Origin of the sequence: Paraburkholderia oxyphila NBRC 105797 (genome assembly GCF_000685075.1) — a bacterium.
In the GTDB taxonomy this organism is placed as follows: domain Bacteria; phylum Pseudomonadota; class Gammaproteobacteria; order Burkholderiales; family Burkholderiaceae; genus Paraburkholderia; species Paraburkholderia oxyphila.
In genome coordinates this window covers 70,415-83,962 of record NZ_BAYD01000042.1, presented here as the reverse complement: position 1 = coordinate 83,962, position 13,548 = coordinate 70,415, and the positions used below count along the sequence as shown (strand labels likewise).

The window sequence follows — 13,548 nt, the reverse complement described above, 5'->3', positions numbered from 1 at the left end:
GGCCAACGCCTGCGGCCCGCCGCGAAAACAAGTTAAGGCCAACGCCTGCGGCCCGCCGCGAAAACAAGTTAAGGCCAACACTCCAAAGCAGCAACTAGCACGAGAAAGAGCGCCCGACCCCGGGCCGAGCAGGCCCAAAAAACCTCCCCTCAAAATCCGCGCTGGACGGAAAGCGTCGCGCCCGTGCTATGCGAATGCAGAATCGCGACGCGCCCCGTGGCGGAAAACACCCAGTCGTTGACGGTCAGCGACAGCCGCCGCTGGGGTTGCGCGCCAACTAGCACGGTGGTGTCCGGCAACTGGGTGATCGTCAATGCCGGCACAGGCGGCCCGCCCAGATGGAGATCGCTGGAGGTCTGCTGCGGCGCCGGGCCTGGCGTCGAAGCTTTCCCCGCACCGAACCGGAAGTCATGACTGACCTGAGCGCTATAGAAGTTGGTCAACTGCGTATCGAAAGGCGCATGCTGCTGCGCCTGATACTGGAAGTCATAGCGCTGCAGATAGCTTTGAGGCCCGGGAATAGGCGCGACGATCTCCACGGGCATAGGGGCAATGCTCGCGACCGTCATCTCCTCGGGCGCGTCCGCGACCGGGCCGTCCGCGAGCGCGTACCCGCTCAGCAGGAGACAGACTGCGCCGACAATCCTTTCGTTCAGGCACGCCATGAACATGCCTCCATTGAAGGAATGGAAACGTCACGCTACAGGATGTTATGTCTGAACAGACCGCTTTTGTCGCTGCACTTGCACTCAGACATTCTAGACAGTCAATCACGACTTGCTATGTAAATTTGTGCGAGCGCGCACATACAGAGCTTGGCGCGCGAAGCCCCGCCACACGCGTGCCCCTCTGGCGGTCTGTCGCTATCGGTTGTCAGTTTTGCGCTATATGACTTGAACGTGACGCGGGAATACTACGCCGGTCTAGAATAAAACTCGGCGGGTCCGGAATGAGAAAACATGTGGATGGCGCGGCAATCGCCATCATGGTGACGCTGTGCCTGATCTGGGGCTTCCAGCAGGTGGCGATCAAGTCGGTGGCTGGCGACATCACGCCCATGATGCAGGTGGGCGTGCGCTCGGGCGGCGCGGCGGTGCTCGTCTGGCTGTTCAACCGCTTGATTGCGCGCGAGCGCTGGCTGCCCGGCCTCGCGCTGCGCTCCGGGCTCGTGGTGGGCGTGCTGTTCGCGCTCGAATTCCTGTTCGTGGCCGAAGCGCTGCGCTGGACCAACGCCTCGCACGTGGCCGTGCTGCTCTACACCGCGCCCATGTTCGCGGCCATCGGCCTGCATCTGAAGCTGCCTGACGAGCGTCTCGCCCGCCTGCAGTGGGTGGGCATCGGCCTCGCGTTCGCGGGCATCGCCGTCGCCTTTCTCGGCCCGGCACTGGTGGGCGGGGGCCGCGTGGCGGGCGCCAACTGGCTGCTCGGCGACTTCATGGCCCTGTGCGGCGGCGTGGCGTGGGGCATGACCACGGTCGTCGTGCGCACGACCCGCTTGAGCGAGGCGCCCGCCACGCAGACGCTCTTCTATCAGCTTGCGTGCGCCTTTATCCTGCTGATGCCGTTTGCGTTCGCCACCGGCCAGACCAGGTTTCACGGCGCGCCGCTCGCGCTCGTGAGCCTCGTCTTCCAGACCACCGTGGTGGCTTTCGTGAGCTACCTCGTCTGGTTCTGGCTGCTGCGCCGCTACTTTGCGGCGCGCCTTGGCGTGCTTTCGTTCATGACGCCGCTCTTCGGCGTGGCGATGGGCGTGCTGCTGCTGCGCGAACAGGTCGACGCGGCCTTTCTCGCCGGCTCGGCACTCGTGCTAGTGGGTCTCTTGATCGTGAATGGCCAGGCGTGGCTGCGCCAGCTGTTCGTGCGCGGCGCCCGCGCGGAGGGCGGCGCGGGCATCTGAGCCTTGCGGCCGGGAATACCCGGAGGTGCCCGGGCAGGTCCGGCGCCCGCTATGCCGAAATCGTCATTGCCGTTGAGCCGTTCGAACAAGACGGCCAGACGGGCGAGACCTACGATTGTCGGCATGAAAACCCTCACCGTAATCGACTCCCATACCGGCGGCGAGCCCACGCGGCTCGTGACCGAAGGCGGCCCCGAGCTCGGCCGCGGCCCGCTCAGCGAGCGGCTCGAGATCTTCCGCCGCGATTTCGACCGCGTGCGCGCCGGCATCGTCAACGAGCCGCGCGGCTCGGACGTGATGGTCGGTGCGCTGCTGTGCGAGCCCCATGACCCGGGCTGCTCGGCGGGCGTGATCTTCTTCAACAACGTGGGCTTTCTCGGCATGTGCGGGCACGGCACGATCGGCCTGATCGTGTCGCTCGCGCATCTGGGTCGCATCGCGCCGGGCGTGCACCGTATCGAAACGCCCGTGGGCGAAGTCGAGGCCGAATTGCACGCGGACCGCAGCGTGACGGTGCGCAATGTGCCCGCGTACCGCTATCGCCAGGGCGTGCCGCTCGACGTGCCCGGCCTTGGGCGCATCCATGGCGACATCGCCTGGGGCGGCAACTGGTTCTTCCTCGTCTCCGATCACGGCCAGCAGCTCGAATTCGCCAATGTGGAGTCGCTCACGGAAACGTCGTGGGCCATCCGCCAGGCGCTCGAGGCCAACGGCATCACCGGCGAAGGCGGCGCGCTCATCGACCATATCGAGCTGTTCGCCCATTCCGGCCAGGCCGGCATCGACAGCCGCAACTTCGTGCTATGCCCCGGCAAGGCGTACGACCGCTCGCCGTGCGGCACGGGCACGAGCGCGAAAGTCGCGTGCCTCGCGGCCGACGGCCTGCTCGCGCCGGGCGCGAAGTGGCGCCAGGAGAGCATCGTCGGCAGCGTGTTCGAGGCGCAATACGAGACCGGCGCGGACCTCGCGCCCGGCTACGTGCGCCCGAGCATTCGCGGCACGGCGCACGTGAGCGCTGAATCGAAGCTGATCTTCAGCGACGACGATCCCTTCGCCTGGGGCATTCGCGCGTGACGAAGGCGATGGGTTCCTGTCCCGATGTGATCGTGGTGGGCGCGGGCATCGTGGGCGCGGCGTGCGCGTACGAGCTCGCGCAGCAGGGCGCCGACGTGCTCGTGCTCGAACGCGCGGGCGTGGGCGGCGGCGTGAGCGCGGCGGGCATGGGGCACCTCGTGGTGATGGACGATTCGCCCGCGGAGTTCGCGCTTTCGGCGTGGTCGCGCGAGCTGTGGCTCGATCTCGCGCCGCGTTTGGGCGAGCGCGAGGCGTTCGTGCGCTGCGGCACGCTGTGGGTGGCCGCCGACGACGAAGAATTGGCACTCGCGCAAACGCGCCAGCAGGCGCTCGTGAGCCAGGGCGTGGCGTGCTCGATGCTGGACGCGCAACAGGTGCGAGAGGCGGAGCCCGCGCTGCGTAAAGATTTGCAAGGTGGCATGGTGATTCCCGACGACGGCGTGGTCTATGCGCCCGCTGTCGCCGCGTGGCTGCTCGCGCAGCCGGTGAAAGGGCGCATGATGTGCAGGCTTCAGACGCAAGTCGCGCGTGTGGACCGCGCGGGCGTGGTGCTGGCCGATGGTGAAACGCTTGCCGCCGGCGCCGTGCTGATCGCCAACGGCCTGCAGGCCGCCGAGCTGCTGCCCGGCCTGCCGATGCAGGCAAAGAAAGGGCATCTGCTCATCACGGACCGCTACCCGGGCACGGTGCGCCACCAGGTGCTCGAGCTCGGCTATATCAAGAGCGCGCACAACGCGACCGGCACTTCGGTGGCGTTCAACGTGCAGCCGCGCCCCACGGGGCAATTGCTGATTGGTTCGTCGCGCCAGTTCGACAGTCTCGATCCCTCCGTGGAGCCGGCCATCCTCGCGCGCATGCTGCGCCGCGCCGCCGAGTATCTGCCGGAGCTGCCGTCGCTCAATGCGATTCGCGCATGGACGGGCTTTCGGCCCGCCACCACGGACGGCCTGCCGCTCATCGGCCCCGCCGCACAGTTTGCTGGCGACGCCTGCCACCGCTCGACGTGGCTCGCAACGGGGCACGAGGGGCTAGGTGTGACCACCGCGCTGGCCACGGGCAAGCTGATCGCCGCGCAGATGCTCGGCCTGCCGGACGCATTGCGGATCGACGCGAGCCCGTATTTGCCGGCGCGTTTTTCGACACACGCGGCGGCACCGGCTGCCACGCGTGCCGCGTCGACGGGAGCCACGCATGTCTGAGACGATTACGCTCAACGTGGATGGCCGCAGCGTTAGCGTGGCGCGCGGCAGTTCGGTCGTGGCAGCTGTCGCGCTTGCAACGAGTCATGCAGGTCTCGTCACGCGCCGCTCGGTGAACGGTGCCTTGCGCGGGCCGTTGTGCGGCATGGGCGTGTGCCAGGAGTGTCGCGTGACGATCGACGGCGTACGGCATCGGCTGGCCTGCCAGACCCTGTGCGCGGAGGGCATGCAAGTGGTCACGGGGAGAGCCGCCGAATGAATTTCGACATCCTGATTATTGGCGCGGGTCCGGCGGGACTCCACGCGGCGCGCGTGGCGGCGCACGCGGGCGCGCGGGTCGGCATCGTCGACGACAACGCTTTGCCCGGCGGCCAGATCTGGCGCCAGGGCCCGCAGCATCAGCCGGCCGGCCGCGCGCGCGAGGCCATCGAGGCGCTCGCGAAACTGCCCAATGTCTCGCGCATGAGCGGCACGCGCGTCGTGCAGGCCACCGGTGCGCGCCAGTTGCTGGTTGAAGATGCGGCGCGCGGCTATACGGTCGACTACGGCAAGCTCATCGTGGCGACGGGCGCGCGCGAGCGTTTCCTGCCGTATCCGGGCTGGACGCTGCCGGGCGTCACGGGCGCGGGCGGTCTCCAGGCGCTCGTGAAGGGCGGCATGCCGGTGCGCGGCGAACGCATCGTGATCGCGGGCACGGGGCCACTCCTCTGGGCCGCGGCCGTCACGGCGCGCGAGCATGGCGCGCGCGTGGCGGCGATCGTCGAGCAGGCGCCGCCGCATGCGGTGCGCCAGTTCGCGGCCGGCCTCGTGGCGACGCCCGCGAAGCTCGTGCAGGCGCTGCGCATGCGCCTCGATCTGCGCGCCACGCCATACCTGTGCGGCGCGCACGTGGTGGCGGCGGGCGGCGAGACGCAGGTGACGCACGTGCGGGTTCGCACGGCAAGCGGGGAAATGCGCGTCGATTGCGACCGCCTCGCCTGTGCTTATGGACTCGTGCCGAATACGCTCGTGGGCGCCGCGCTCGGATGCAGGATCGACGAATCGCAGGGCATGGCCGCCATCGCCGTGGACGACTTGCAGGCCACGTCGCTGCCCGATGTCTATGCGGCGGGCGAATGCACGGGCGTGGGCGGCATGGAGCTGGCGGCCGTGGAAGGCCGTATCGCGGCGCACGCGGCGCTTGGCGAGGACGCGCAGGCACGCGCGCTGTTCGCGCAGCGCGCGCGCTATCGGCGCTTTGCCGCGCGCATGCACGAAGCGTTCGCGCTCGATCCGCAATTGCGCACGCTCGCCGCGCCGGATACCGTGCTGTGCCGTTGCGAAGACGTGCGCTTTGGCGACGCCGCGCAATATCGCTCATGGCGCGACGCGAAGCTGCAGACGCGCTGCGGCATGGGGCCGTGCCAGGGCAAGATCTGCGGCGAAGCGGCGGCATTCTGCTTTGGGTGGCCGCGCAACGGCCAGCGCCCGCCATTCTCGCCAGCGCGTATCGGCACATTGCTCGAAGTCGAGAGCACGGCATAACGGAGGGCCTGTGCATCTGCACAGACATCGGGCGGCGGCGCGCACATCGCGCCGCCGCCCGATTTTCTTTCGCAGATGTGCCCGGCGTGGATACGCAAGCCTGCATCGCAAGGGCATAATCGAGCCGATTCCGACTCGTCATGCCTCGCGATGCCCGAACTGGTTCTGCCCACTCCCAACGAACACACGACGCTGCCGCAGATGGTGGCGCACTTCTCACTGCTGGAGCCGCTCTTCGACGCGATGCCCGATGTGGTCTTCTTCGTGAAAGACGACGAGGCGCGCTATGTGATTGCCAACGCCACGCTCGCCGCGCGCTGCGGCTTCAAGGACAAGCGCGCGCTGCTCGGCAAGACCGCGGAGGAGGTCTTCCCGAGGCGCTTCGGCCGCATCTACACGGAACAGGACGAAGCCGTCGTGCGCCTGAACAGCCGGCTCATCGACCAGCTCGAACTGCATCTCTATCCGGGGCGCCAGCCGGGCTGGTGCCTCACCTCGAAAGTCCCGCTGCATGACGCACAAGGGCGCGTGCTGGGCGTGGCCGGCATCTCGCGCGACCTGCAGGCGGCCGAGGGCACGCACCCCGCGTATCAGCGCCTCGCCATCGCCGCGAAATACATCCAGGACAACTACGCACAGCCGCTCAAGCTTTCGCATCTGGCCACGCTCATCGACATGTCAGTGGCGCAGATCGAGCGCTACTTCCACAAGATCTTCCACCTCACGCCGCGCCAGATGCTGCTGAAGACACGGCTCGACGCCGCCTCCGAGTTGCTGGCCGGCGACCTTAGCATCACCGACATCGCCACGCGCTGCGGCTATAACGATCACAGCGCATTTACGCGTCAGTTCAAGGCCACCGTGGGCCTGACGCCGAGTCAATATCGGGCGGTGCTGCATCCGCAGACTGGCGACGCGGATTGACCGGGCACGCGGGCGGGCAGGCCCACGGGCCGCATACGCTGTACGGAAGCAAGATTCGCGCGCGTATATCTAGGGGTTGTCCCGGATACGGTTCACCGACGCATCCCACGCGTTTACGCTGGCGTGCCCGATTGTGCCGATTTCGTCTTTTTGAGTCGCGAAAGCCCCCAAGCTTTACGCCCGCTGGATAGCGATACTTCTTCACATCGCCACACTGTGTTGGCGCGATCCATTCAACGAAGGAGATTGTCACTGTGAGCCGCAACGCGATCCAATGGAGCGGGGTGTTTCCCGCCGTCAGCACCCAGTTCAAGCCGGACTTCTCGGTCGATATCGATGCGACTCACCGCGTGGTGAGCAACCTCGTCAAGGACGGCGTCTCGGGCCTCGTGGTGTGTGGCACCGTGGGCGAGAACACCTCGCTGAACACCAGCGAGAAGCTGGCTGTGATCGAAGCCGCGCGCGACGCGGCGGGCGGCAAGGTGCCGGTGATCGCGGGCGTGGCTGAATTCACCACCGAGTTCGCGCGCCAGACCGTGCGCGAAGCGCAGCGCGTGGGCGTGGACGGCGTGATGGTGATGCCGGCGCTCGTGTACTCCGCCAAGCCGCACGAGACGGCCGCGCACTTTCGCGCGGTGGCGTCGAGCACCGACCTGCCGGTGATGGTCTACAACAACCCGCCGATCTACAAGAACGACGTCACGCCCGACGTGCTGATCGCCATTCAGGATTGCGAAAACATCGTCTGCTTCAAGGACTCCTCGGGCGACACGCGCCGCTTCATCGACTTGCGCAACGCCGTGGGCGACCGCTTCGTGCTGTTCGCGGGCCTCGACGACGTGGTGGTCGAGAGCATCGCTGTGGGCGCGGAGGGCTGGGTCTCGGGCATGTCGAACGTGTTCCCGAAGGAAGGCGAGACGCTGTTCCGCCTCGCGAAGCAAAAGCGTTTCGATGAGGCGCTCGCGCTCTATCACTGGTTCATGCCGCTGCTGCACCTCGACGCGCGCCCGGACCTCGTGCAGTGCATCAAGCTGTGCGAAGAGCTCGTGGGCCGCGGCAGCGCGCTCACGCGTCCGCCGCGCCTCGCGCTGGAAGGCGAAGCGCTCGCGCATGTGAAGGCCGTGGTGGAGAAGGCGCTCGCGACGCGCCCGCAACTGCCCGACGTGGGTCTGTAATGCCTTAGGGTCTGTTCGTCTGTGAACAGACCCGAAACCCTCGCACGCCGCGCGGCGCAATTCGCGTAGCCGTGCCTGCCGGCCAGGGTGAGGCGCGGCACGGCAACGTCCGCGGCCTCATTCCTATACGAGGAGACACGGCTATGTCCACACAAGGCAATCTGCATCGTTCTGCATCACTAAGTAATGTGGAGAATGCGGGCCATGCATTCGATGAGCAGGCAGGCGCTGGCCGCTTCAAGAAACAACTCTCGCTCACCGATCTGACCTTCATCGGCCTCGGCGCCATCTTCGGCTCGGGGTGGTTGTTCGCTTCCAGTCACGTCTCGGCCATCGCGGGACCGGCGGGCATCATTTCCTGGCTGATCGGCGGTTTTGCGGTACTGCTGCTCGGTCTCGTCTATTGCGAGCTGGGCGCGGCGCTGCCGCGCGCGGGCGGCGTGGTGCGCTACCCCGTGTACTCGCACGGACCGCTGCTCGGTTATCTGATGGGCTTTGTCACGCTCATCGCGTTCTCCAGCCTGATCGCCATCGAAGTCGTGGCCGCGCGCCAGTACGCCGCCGCCTGGTTCCCCATGCTGAGCAAGCCCGATTCGGGCAACCCTACGACGGTGGGCTGGTTCGTTCAGTTCGCACTCCTGTGTCTGTTCTTCTGGCTGAACTATTCGAGCGTGAAGACTTTCGCGCGGGCGAACAACCTCATCAGCATCTTCAAGTTCATCGTGCCGCTCTCGGTGATCGGCGTGCTGTTCACGTTCTTCAAGCCCGCCAATCTCACCGTGCACGGCTTCGCGCCGTTTGGCATGTCGGGTATCGAAATGGCGGTCTCGGCGGGCGGCATCATCTTCGCCTACCTCGGCCTCACGCCGATCATCTCGGTGGCGAGCGAAGTGCGCAATCCGCAGCGCACGATTCCCATCGCGCTGATCCTCTCGGTCCTGCTTTCCACGCTGATCTACGTGCTGCTGCAACTCGCGTTCATCGGCAGCATTCCCACCGATGCGCTCAAGAGCGGCTGGGAAGGCGTGAGCAAGGCCTTCTCGCTGCCGTACCGCGATATCGCGCTCGCATTGGGCGTGGGCTGGCTCGCCTATATGGTGGTGGCCGACGCGGCAATCTCGCCGAGCGGCTGCGGCAACATCTACATGAACGCCACGCCGCGCGTGGTCTATGCATGGGCGAAGACGGGCACGTTCTTTCGCGTGTTCACGCGGGTGGACGAGGCCTCGGGCATTCCGCGTCCGGGCCTGTGGCTCACCTTCGCGCTCGCGGTGTTCTGGACGCTGCCGTTCCCCTCATGGGAAGCGCTCATCAACGTGGTGTCGGCGGCGCTCGTGCTGAGCTATGCGGTGGCGCCCATCTCCGTCGCTGCGCTGCGCCGTAATGCGCCCGATATGGCACGGCCGTTCCGCGTCGGGCGCTTCGGCATCGTCGGGCCGGTGTCGTTCGTGATTGCCGCGTTGATCGTCTACTGGTCGGGCTGGGGCACCGTTTCGTGGCTGCTCGGCTTGCAGATCGTGATGTTCGTGATCTATCTCGCGGCAGGCCGCTTCGTGCCCACGCGCCAATTGAGCCTGGCGGACCAGGTGCGCTCGTCGATGTGGCTCATCGCGTTCTATGTGGTGATGATCGTGCTCTCGTGGCAAGGCAGCTTTGGCGGGACGGGCGCGCTCGCTCACCCCTACGACACGGTGGTGGTTGCGCTCGCGAGCCTCGGCATCTACTACTGGGGCGCCAATACCGGCGTGCCGGCCCACAAGCTGCAACTCGACGACGACGATCAGTAACGCCGCAGTTCGCCATCCGGCGGCAGGCCACACGCCATTCGTGCCGCCGGATTCCAATCCGTTTTGAATCCGGGCCTTGCCGGCCCGGTGGTTTTTTGAAGAGGGCAATATGACCTTAACCGGCCAGTCGCTGATCGGCGCGGCAAGCGTGCGAGGCACGAACGGCGCATTTCATGGCGTCGACGCTCGCACGGGCGAGGCGCTCGAGCCGGCATTCGGCGGCGCGACGCAAGACGATCTCGAGCGCGCCTGTGCGCTTGCCGAGAGCGCTTTCGATACGTACCGCGAAACCAGTCTGGAAGCACGCGCGGCGTTTCTCGAAACCATAGGAAAGCAGATCAATGCGATCGGCGACGCGCTGATCGAACGCTGCATGGCCGAAACCGGCTTGCCGCGCGCGCGTATCGAAGGCGAGCGCGGGCGCACGGTCGGCCAACTGAAGCTCTTTGCCGCGGTGCTGCGCAACGGCGATTTCATCGATGCGCGCATCGATCCCGCGCAGCCCGAGCGCAAGCCGCTGCCGCGCGTGGACCTGCGGTTGCGCAACATCGCGCTTGGGCCGGTGGCGGTGTTCGGCGCGTCGAATTTCCCGCTGGCATTCTCGGTGGCGGGCGGCGATACGGCTTCGGCGCTGGCGGCGGGCTGCCCGGTGATCGTGAAGGCGCATAGCGCGCATCCTGGCACCTCGGAGCTCGTGGGGCGCGCGATCCAGCGCGCCGTGCTGGCGTGCGGCCTGCCCGAAGGCGTGTTCTCGATGCTGTTCGACAGCGGGCTTGCTATCGGCCAGGCGCTGGTGGCCGATCACCGCATCAAGGCGGTGGGCTTCACGGGCTCGCGCGCGGCGGGCGTGGCGCTCATGAAGATTGCGAACGCGCGCCCCGAACCGGTGCCGGTCTATGCGGAGATGAGTTCGATCAACCCGGTGGTGTTGCTGCCGGGTGCGCTGGCGGCGCGCGGCGTGGCGATCGCGCAGCAGTTCGCCGCCTCGCTCACGCTGGGCGCCGGACAGTTCTGCACGAATCCGGGTCTCGTGCTGGCCGTGCAAGGCGACGCCTTGCGCGCATTCGAACAGGCCGCAAGCGCCGCGCTCGGCAACATCGGCGCAGCGACGATGCTCACGCCCGGCATTCACGCGAACTATTGCAAGGGCGTCGATCGTCTCGCCGCGAATCCCAACGTGGAACGGCTCGCACACGGTCCGGAGGGCGGCCGCTTCGACGCTCAGGCGGCGCTTTTTGCGACCACGGCCGAGGCGTTCCTCGCAGAACCGGGGTTGCGCGACGAAGTGTTCGGCCCGGCATCGCTCATCGTGCGTTGCAAGGATCTGGCGGAATTGCATGGCGTGTTGAGGGCGCTCGAAGGCCAATTGACGGTGGCCTTGCATCTCGAGTCGGCCGATCACGAAGCCTGCCGCACGCTCCTGCCCACGCTCGAACGCAAGGCGGGCCGCATCCTGGCGAACGGCTTCGGCACCGGCGTGGAAGTCGCGCATGCGATGGTGCACGGCGGACCGTTTCCGGCGACCACCGATGCGCGCACGACCTCGGTGGGCAGCCGCGCCATCGAGCGTTTTCTGCGCCCGGTCTCGTATCAGGATTTGCCGGACGATTTGCTGCCCGTGGCGTTACGCGAGGGGAATCCGCTCGGCCTCATGCGGCGCGTGGAGGGAGTGATTACTCGGGAGGGAAATCGGGATGACTAATCAACAAGCGGGCGTCACGCTTTCGCTCGACGAACTTTTTGCGCTGGCGCGCAAGGTGCTCATGCATCACGGCCTGTCGAGCGCTCACGCGGATGCGATTGCGCGCGTCATTACGCAGGGGCAGCGCGACGAATGCCATTCGCACGGCATCTACCGTTTGCTTGGATGCGTGCGCTCGGTGCGCAGCGGCAAGGTCGATCCGGTCGCGGAGCCCACCTTGCGCGATGTGTCGCCGGGCGTCCTTGCCGTGGATGCCCACTACGGATTTTCGTTGCTGGCGTTCGAGACGGGTTTGCCGGTGCTGGCGGAAAAGGCCCGCACGCAGGGAATCGCGGCGATGGCGATCAATCGTTGCTTTCATTTTTCGGCGCTTTGGCCTGAGGTGGAGGCGATCGCGGCGCATGGCCTCGTGGGCCTTGCGATGAACCCGAGTCATAGCTGGGTCGCGCCGGCTGGCGGCACGCGTGGCGTGTTCGGCACCAACCCGATCGCCTTCGCGTGGCCGCGCGAGCATGGGCATCCGTTCGTTTTTGATTTTGCGACCAGCGCGATTGCACGCGGCGATATCGAATTGCATGCGCGCGAGGGCAAGCCTATTCCTTCGCATTGGGCGATCGATCGTGAGGGGAAGCCGACTACGGATGCGCGCGCCGCGCTCGAAGGCGCGATGCAGACGTTTGGCGGTCACAAGGGATCGGCGCTGGCGGCCATGGTGGAGTTGCTGGCGGGCGCGCTGATTGGCGATCTTACGAGCATGGAGTCGCAGGCATTCGATGAGGGTGCGGGGGCGAGTCCTTGCCATGGCGAATTGGTGATCGCGATTGATCCGAGGCGGTTTCTTGGCGCGGATTATGAGGCGGGGCAGGAAAGGGCTGAGCGGCTGTTTGATGCGGTGGTTGGGCAAGGGGCGCGCTTGCCGTCGCAGCGGAGGTTTGAGGCGCGTGAGCGTAGCGAGCGTGATGGAGTGAGCATTCCGCTGGCGCTTTATGATGATGTTATGAAGTTGTTTGAGTGAGGTATTGGGAGGATGATGGCTGGATTGCACGCCGTGGTGGTTTGCTTCGGGCGTTGAGGCACTTTGCCAGGGAACGTTTCGTGTCGTTGCCGTGCTGCCTGCATGGCAGCGAACGCGATGGTTGCGCCTTGTCATGCCACCAAAATTCCCTTGACTGCCTACGCGGCAGCGAACGTCCGCCGCCGCGCGCTGCGCCTCGGCGGCGTTTTCTTAGCTACCTACGCGGCAGCGAACAAATCGTGACTCGACGCTATCGCGACGAAGCGTTTCTTAGCTACCTACGCGGCAGCGAACACGATCACGGGCTCATCGTCGATCTGGATCGTTTTCTTAGCTGCCTACGCGGCAGCGAACGCGCACACCGGCCCATCCGGGTCGGGCTTCACTTTCTTAGCTGCCTACGCGGCAGCGAACAATCTAGGACATTTCACGCCCCGGACTGCACTTTTCTTAGTTGCTTTCAGGTTCGCTGCCGCGTAGGCAGCTTAGAAAACGAGCACCTTGCCGCTCACAGAGACCGCTTCGTTCGCTGCCGCGTAGGCAGCTTAGAAAACTTCGAACGTTCCACCCTCGCCCAGCGTAGCGTTCGCTGCCGCGTAGGCAGCTTAGAAACACCATAGGCGCCGTCCTGAATCAGCCATCCCGGTTCGCTGCCGCGTAGGCAGCTTAGAAAAGATCACGGCGGCGCGGATCGAATCGCGCCGGGTTCGCTGCCGCGTAGGCAGCTTAGAAAAGTGCGTCACCATTTCAGACAAGCCCGCGATCGTTCGCTGCCGCGTAGGCAGCTTAGAAATCGCGTGGTCAAGTCCTGCACGACGGCAACTTCGTTCGCTGCCGCGTAGGCAGCTTAGAAAGCGACCCAGATGAAACGCACGTTCAAAAGCAAGTTCGCTGCCGCGTAGGCAGCTTAGAAAACGTCGAACCGCGTTTCGGGACGAGCATCAGGGTTCGCTGCCGCGTAGGCAGCTTAGAAATTGTCCTTTCGCGCCTTGAGCGGCGCCGTGTCGTTCGCTGCCGCGTAGGCAGCTTAGAAAAGATGATCCCGAGGCCAGGCAGCGACGACTCGGTTCGCTGCCGCGTAGGCAGCTTAGAAATCACGTTCGCGCTCGTGCTGATCATCGTTTCCGTTCGCTGCCGCGTAGGCAGCTTAGAAACTCGCCCAGCGTAGCCAGTGCCGCGTTCGCGAGTTCGCTGCCGCGTAGGCAGCTTAGAAATATGCGAATAACTGGCTCAGCCCCATCACTCAGTTCG

11 protein-coding genes and 1 CRISPR repeat array (1 of these 12 running past the window's edge) are annotated in these 13,548 nt (G+C 65.9%); of the genes, 10 read left to right on the top strand and 1 reads right to left on the bottom strand.

Features of this window, described 5'->3' with window-relative positions; translation table 11 throughout:
- Positions 1-149 precede the first annotated feature (149 nt).
- The gene (locus BO1_RS24690) at positions 150-665 is read right to left on the bottom strand and encodes a hypothetical protein (RefSeq protein ID WP_028219831.1); all 516 of its coding nucleotides are present in this window, start codon (positions 663-665) and stop codon (positions 150-152) included.
- 284 nt (positions 666-949) lie between these two features.
- Between BO1_RS24690 and BO1_RS24685 the strand changes: the two genes are divergently transcribed.
- From BO1_RS24685 to BO1_RS24640, 10 genes are all read left to right on the top strand, one after another.
- Positions 950-1,897 carry a DMT family transporter gene (locus tag BO1_RS24685; protein WP_028219830.1) on the top strand — a complete coding sequence of 316 codons (948 nt, stop codon included), beginning with the start codon at positions 950-952 and terminating at the stop codon, positions 1,895-1,897.
- Positions 1,898-2,011: 114 nt separating this feature from the next.
- Positions 2,012-2,971 carry a 4-hydroxyproline epimerase gene (locus BO1_RS24680; RefSeq protein ID WP_156992388.1) on the top strand — a complete coding sequence of 320 codons (960 nt, stop codon included), beginning with the start codon at positions 2,012-2,014 and terminating at the stop codon, positions 2,969-2,971.
- Positions 2,972-2,979: 8 nt separating this feature from the next.
- Positions 2,980-4,170: an NAD(P)/FAD-dependent oxidoreductase gene (locus BO1_RS52635; RefSeq protein ID WP_043286330.1), complete on the top strand. Its 1,191-nt coding sequence runs from the start codon at positions 2,980-2,982 to the stop codon at positions 4,168-4,170.
- The gene (locus tag BO1_RS24670) at positions 4,163-4,429 is read left to right on the top strand and encodes a (2Fe-2S)-binding protein (RefSeq protein WP_028219828.1); all 267 of its coding nucleotides are present in this window, start codon (positions 4,163-4,165) and stop codon (positions 4,427-4,429) included. Before BO1_RS52635 ends, BO1_RS24670 begins: the two co-directional genes overlap by 8 nt.
- The gene (locus BO1_RS24665; RefSeq protein ID WP_028219827.1) at positions 4,426-5,694 is read left to right on the top strand and encodes an FAD-dependent oxidoreductase; all 1,269 of its coding nucleotides are present in this window, start codon (positions 4,426-4,428) and stop codon (positions 5,692-5,694) included. Before BO1_RS24670 ends, BO1_RS24665 begins: the two co-directional genes overlap by 4 nt.
- Positions 5,695-5,844: 150 nt before the next feature.
- On the top strand, positions 5,845-6,618 hold the full coding sequence (locus BO1_RS24660) for an AraC family transcriptional regulator (protein ID WP_028219826.1): 774 nt from the start codon (positions 5,845-5,847) through the stop codon (positions 6,616-6,618).
- A gap of 254 nt (positions 6,619-6,872) precedes the next feature.
- On the top strand, positions 6,873-7,793 hold the full coding sequence (locus BO1_RS24655; RefSeq protein WP_028219825.1) for a dihydrodipicolinate synthase family protein: 921 nt from the start codon (positions 6,873-6,875) through the stop codon (positions 7,791-7,793).
- A 143-nt stretch (positions 7,794-7,936) separates the two neighbouring features.
- On the top strand, positions 7,937-9,580 hold the full coding sequence (locus BO1_RS24650) for an APC family permease (protein ID WP_028219824.1): 1,644 nt from the start codon (positions 7,937-7,939) through the stop codon (positions 9,578-9,580).
- Between the two features lie 109 nt (positions 9,581-9,689).
- Positions 9,690-11,282 (top strand): aldehyde dehydrogenase (NADP(+)), encoded by a 1,593-nt coding sequence (locus BO1_RS24645; RefSeq protein ID WP_028219823.1) that lies wholly within the window; start codon positions 9,690-9,692, stop codon positions 11,280-11,282.
- Positions 11,275-12,297, top strand: coding sequence for an Ldh family oxidoreductase (locus BO1_RS24640; RefSeq protein ID WP_028219822.1), 1,023 nt, complete (start codon positions 11,275-11,277; stop codon positions 12,295-12,297). Before BO1_RS24645 ends, BO1_RS24640 begins: the two co-directional genes overlap by 8 nt.
- A 464-nt stretch (positions 12,298-12,761) precedes the next feature.
- A CRISPR array of direct repeats spans positions 12,762-13,548; the repeat unit is 28 nt; unit sequence GTTCGCTGCCGCGTAGGCAGCTTAGAAA (it continues 1,003 nt past the right edge of the window).

What these genes read in the sequence shown, in the direction of transcription:
- BO1_RS24665 (WP_028219827.1), top strand. Translation starts at nt 4,426, where the DNA reads ATGAATTTCGACATCCTGATTATTGGCGCGGGTCCGGCGGGACTCCAC.
- BO1_RS24640 (WP_028219822.1), top strand. Translation starts at nt 11,275, where the DNA reads ATGACTAATCAACAAGCGGGCGTCACGCTTTCGCTCGACGAACTTTTT.
- BO1_RS24690 (WP_028219831.1), bottom strand. Translation starts at nt 665, where the DNA reads ATGGCGTGCCTGAACGAAAGGATTGTCGGCGCAGTCTGTCTCCTGCTG.
- BO1_RS24645 (WP_028219823.1), top strand. Translation starts at nt 9,690, where the DNA reads ATGACCTTAACCGGCCAGTCGCTGATCGGCGCGGCAAGCGTGCGAGGC.
- BO1_RS52635 (WP_043286330.1), top strand. Translation starts at nt 2,980, where the DNA reads ATGGGTTCCTGTCCCGATGTGATCGTGGTGGGCGCGGGCATCGTGGGC.
- BO1_RS24670 (WP_028219828.1), top strand. Translation starts at nt 4,163, where the DNA reads ATGTCTGAGACGATTACGCTCAACGTGGATGGCCGCAGCGTTAGCGTG.
- BO1_RS24660 (WP_028219826.1), top strand. Translation starts at nt 5,845, where the DNA reads ATGCCCGAACTGGTTCTGCCCACTCCCAACGAACACACGACGCTGCCG.
- BO1_RS24650 (WP_028219824.1), top strand. Translation starts at nt 7,937, where the DNA reads ATGTCCACACAAGGCAATCTGCATCGTTCTGCATCACTAAGTAATGTG.
- BO1_RS24685 (WP_028219830.1), top strand. Translation starts at nt 950, where the DNA reads ATGAGAAAACATGTGGATGGCGCGGCAATCGCCATCATGGTGACGCTG.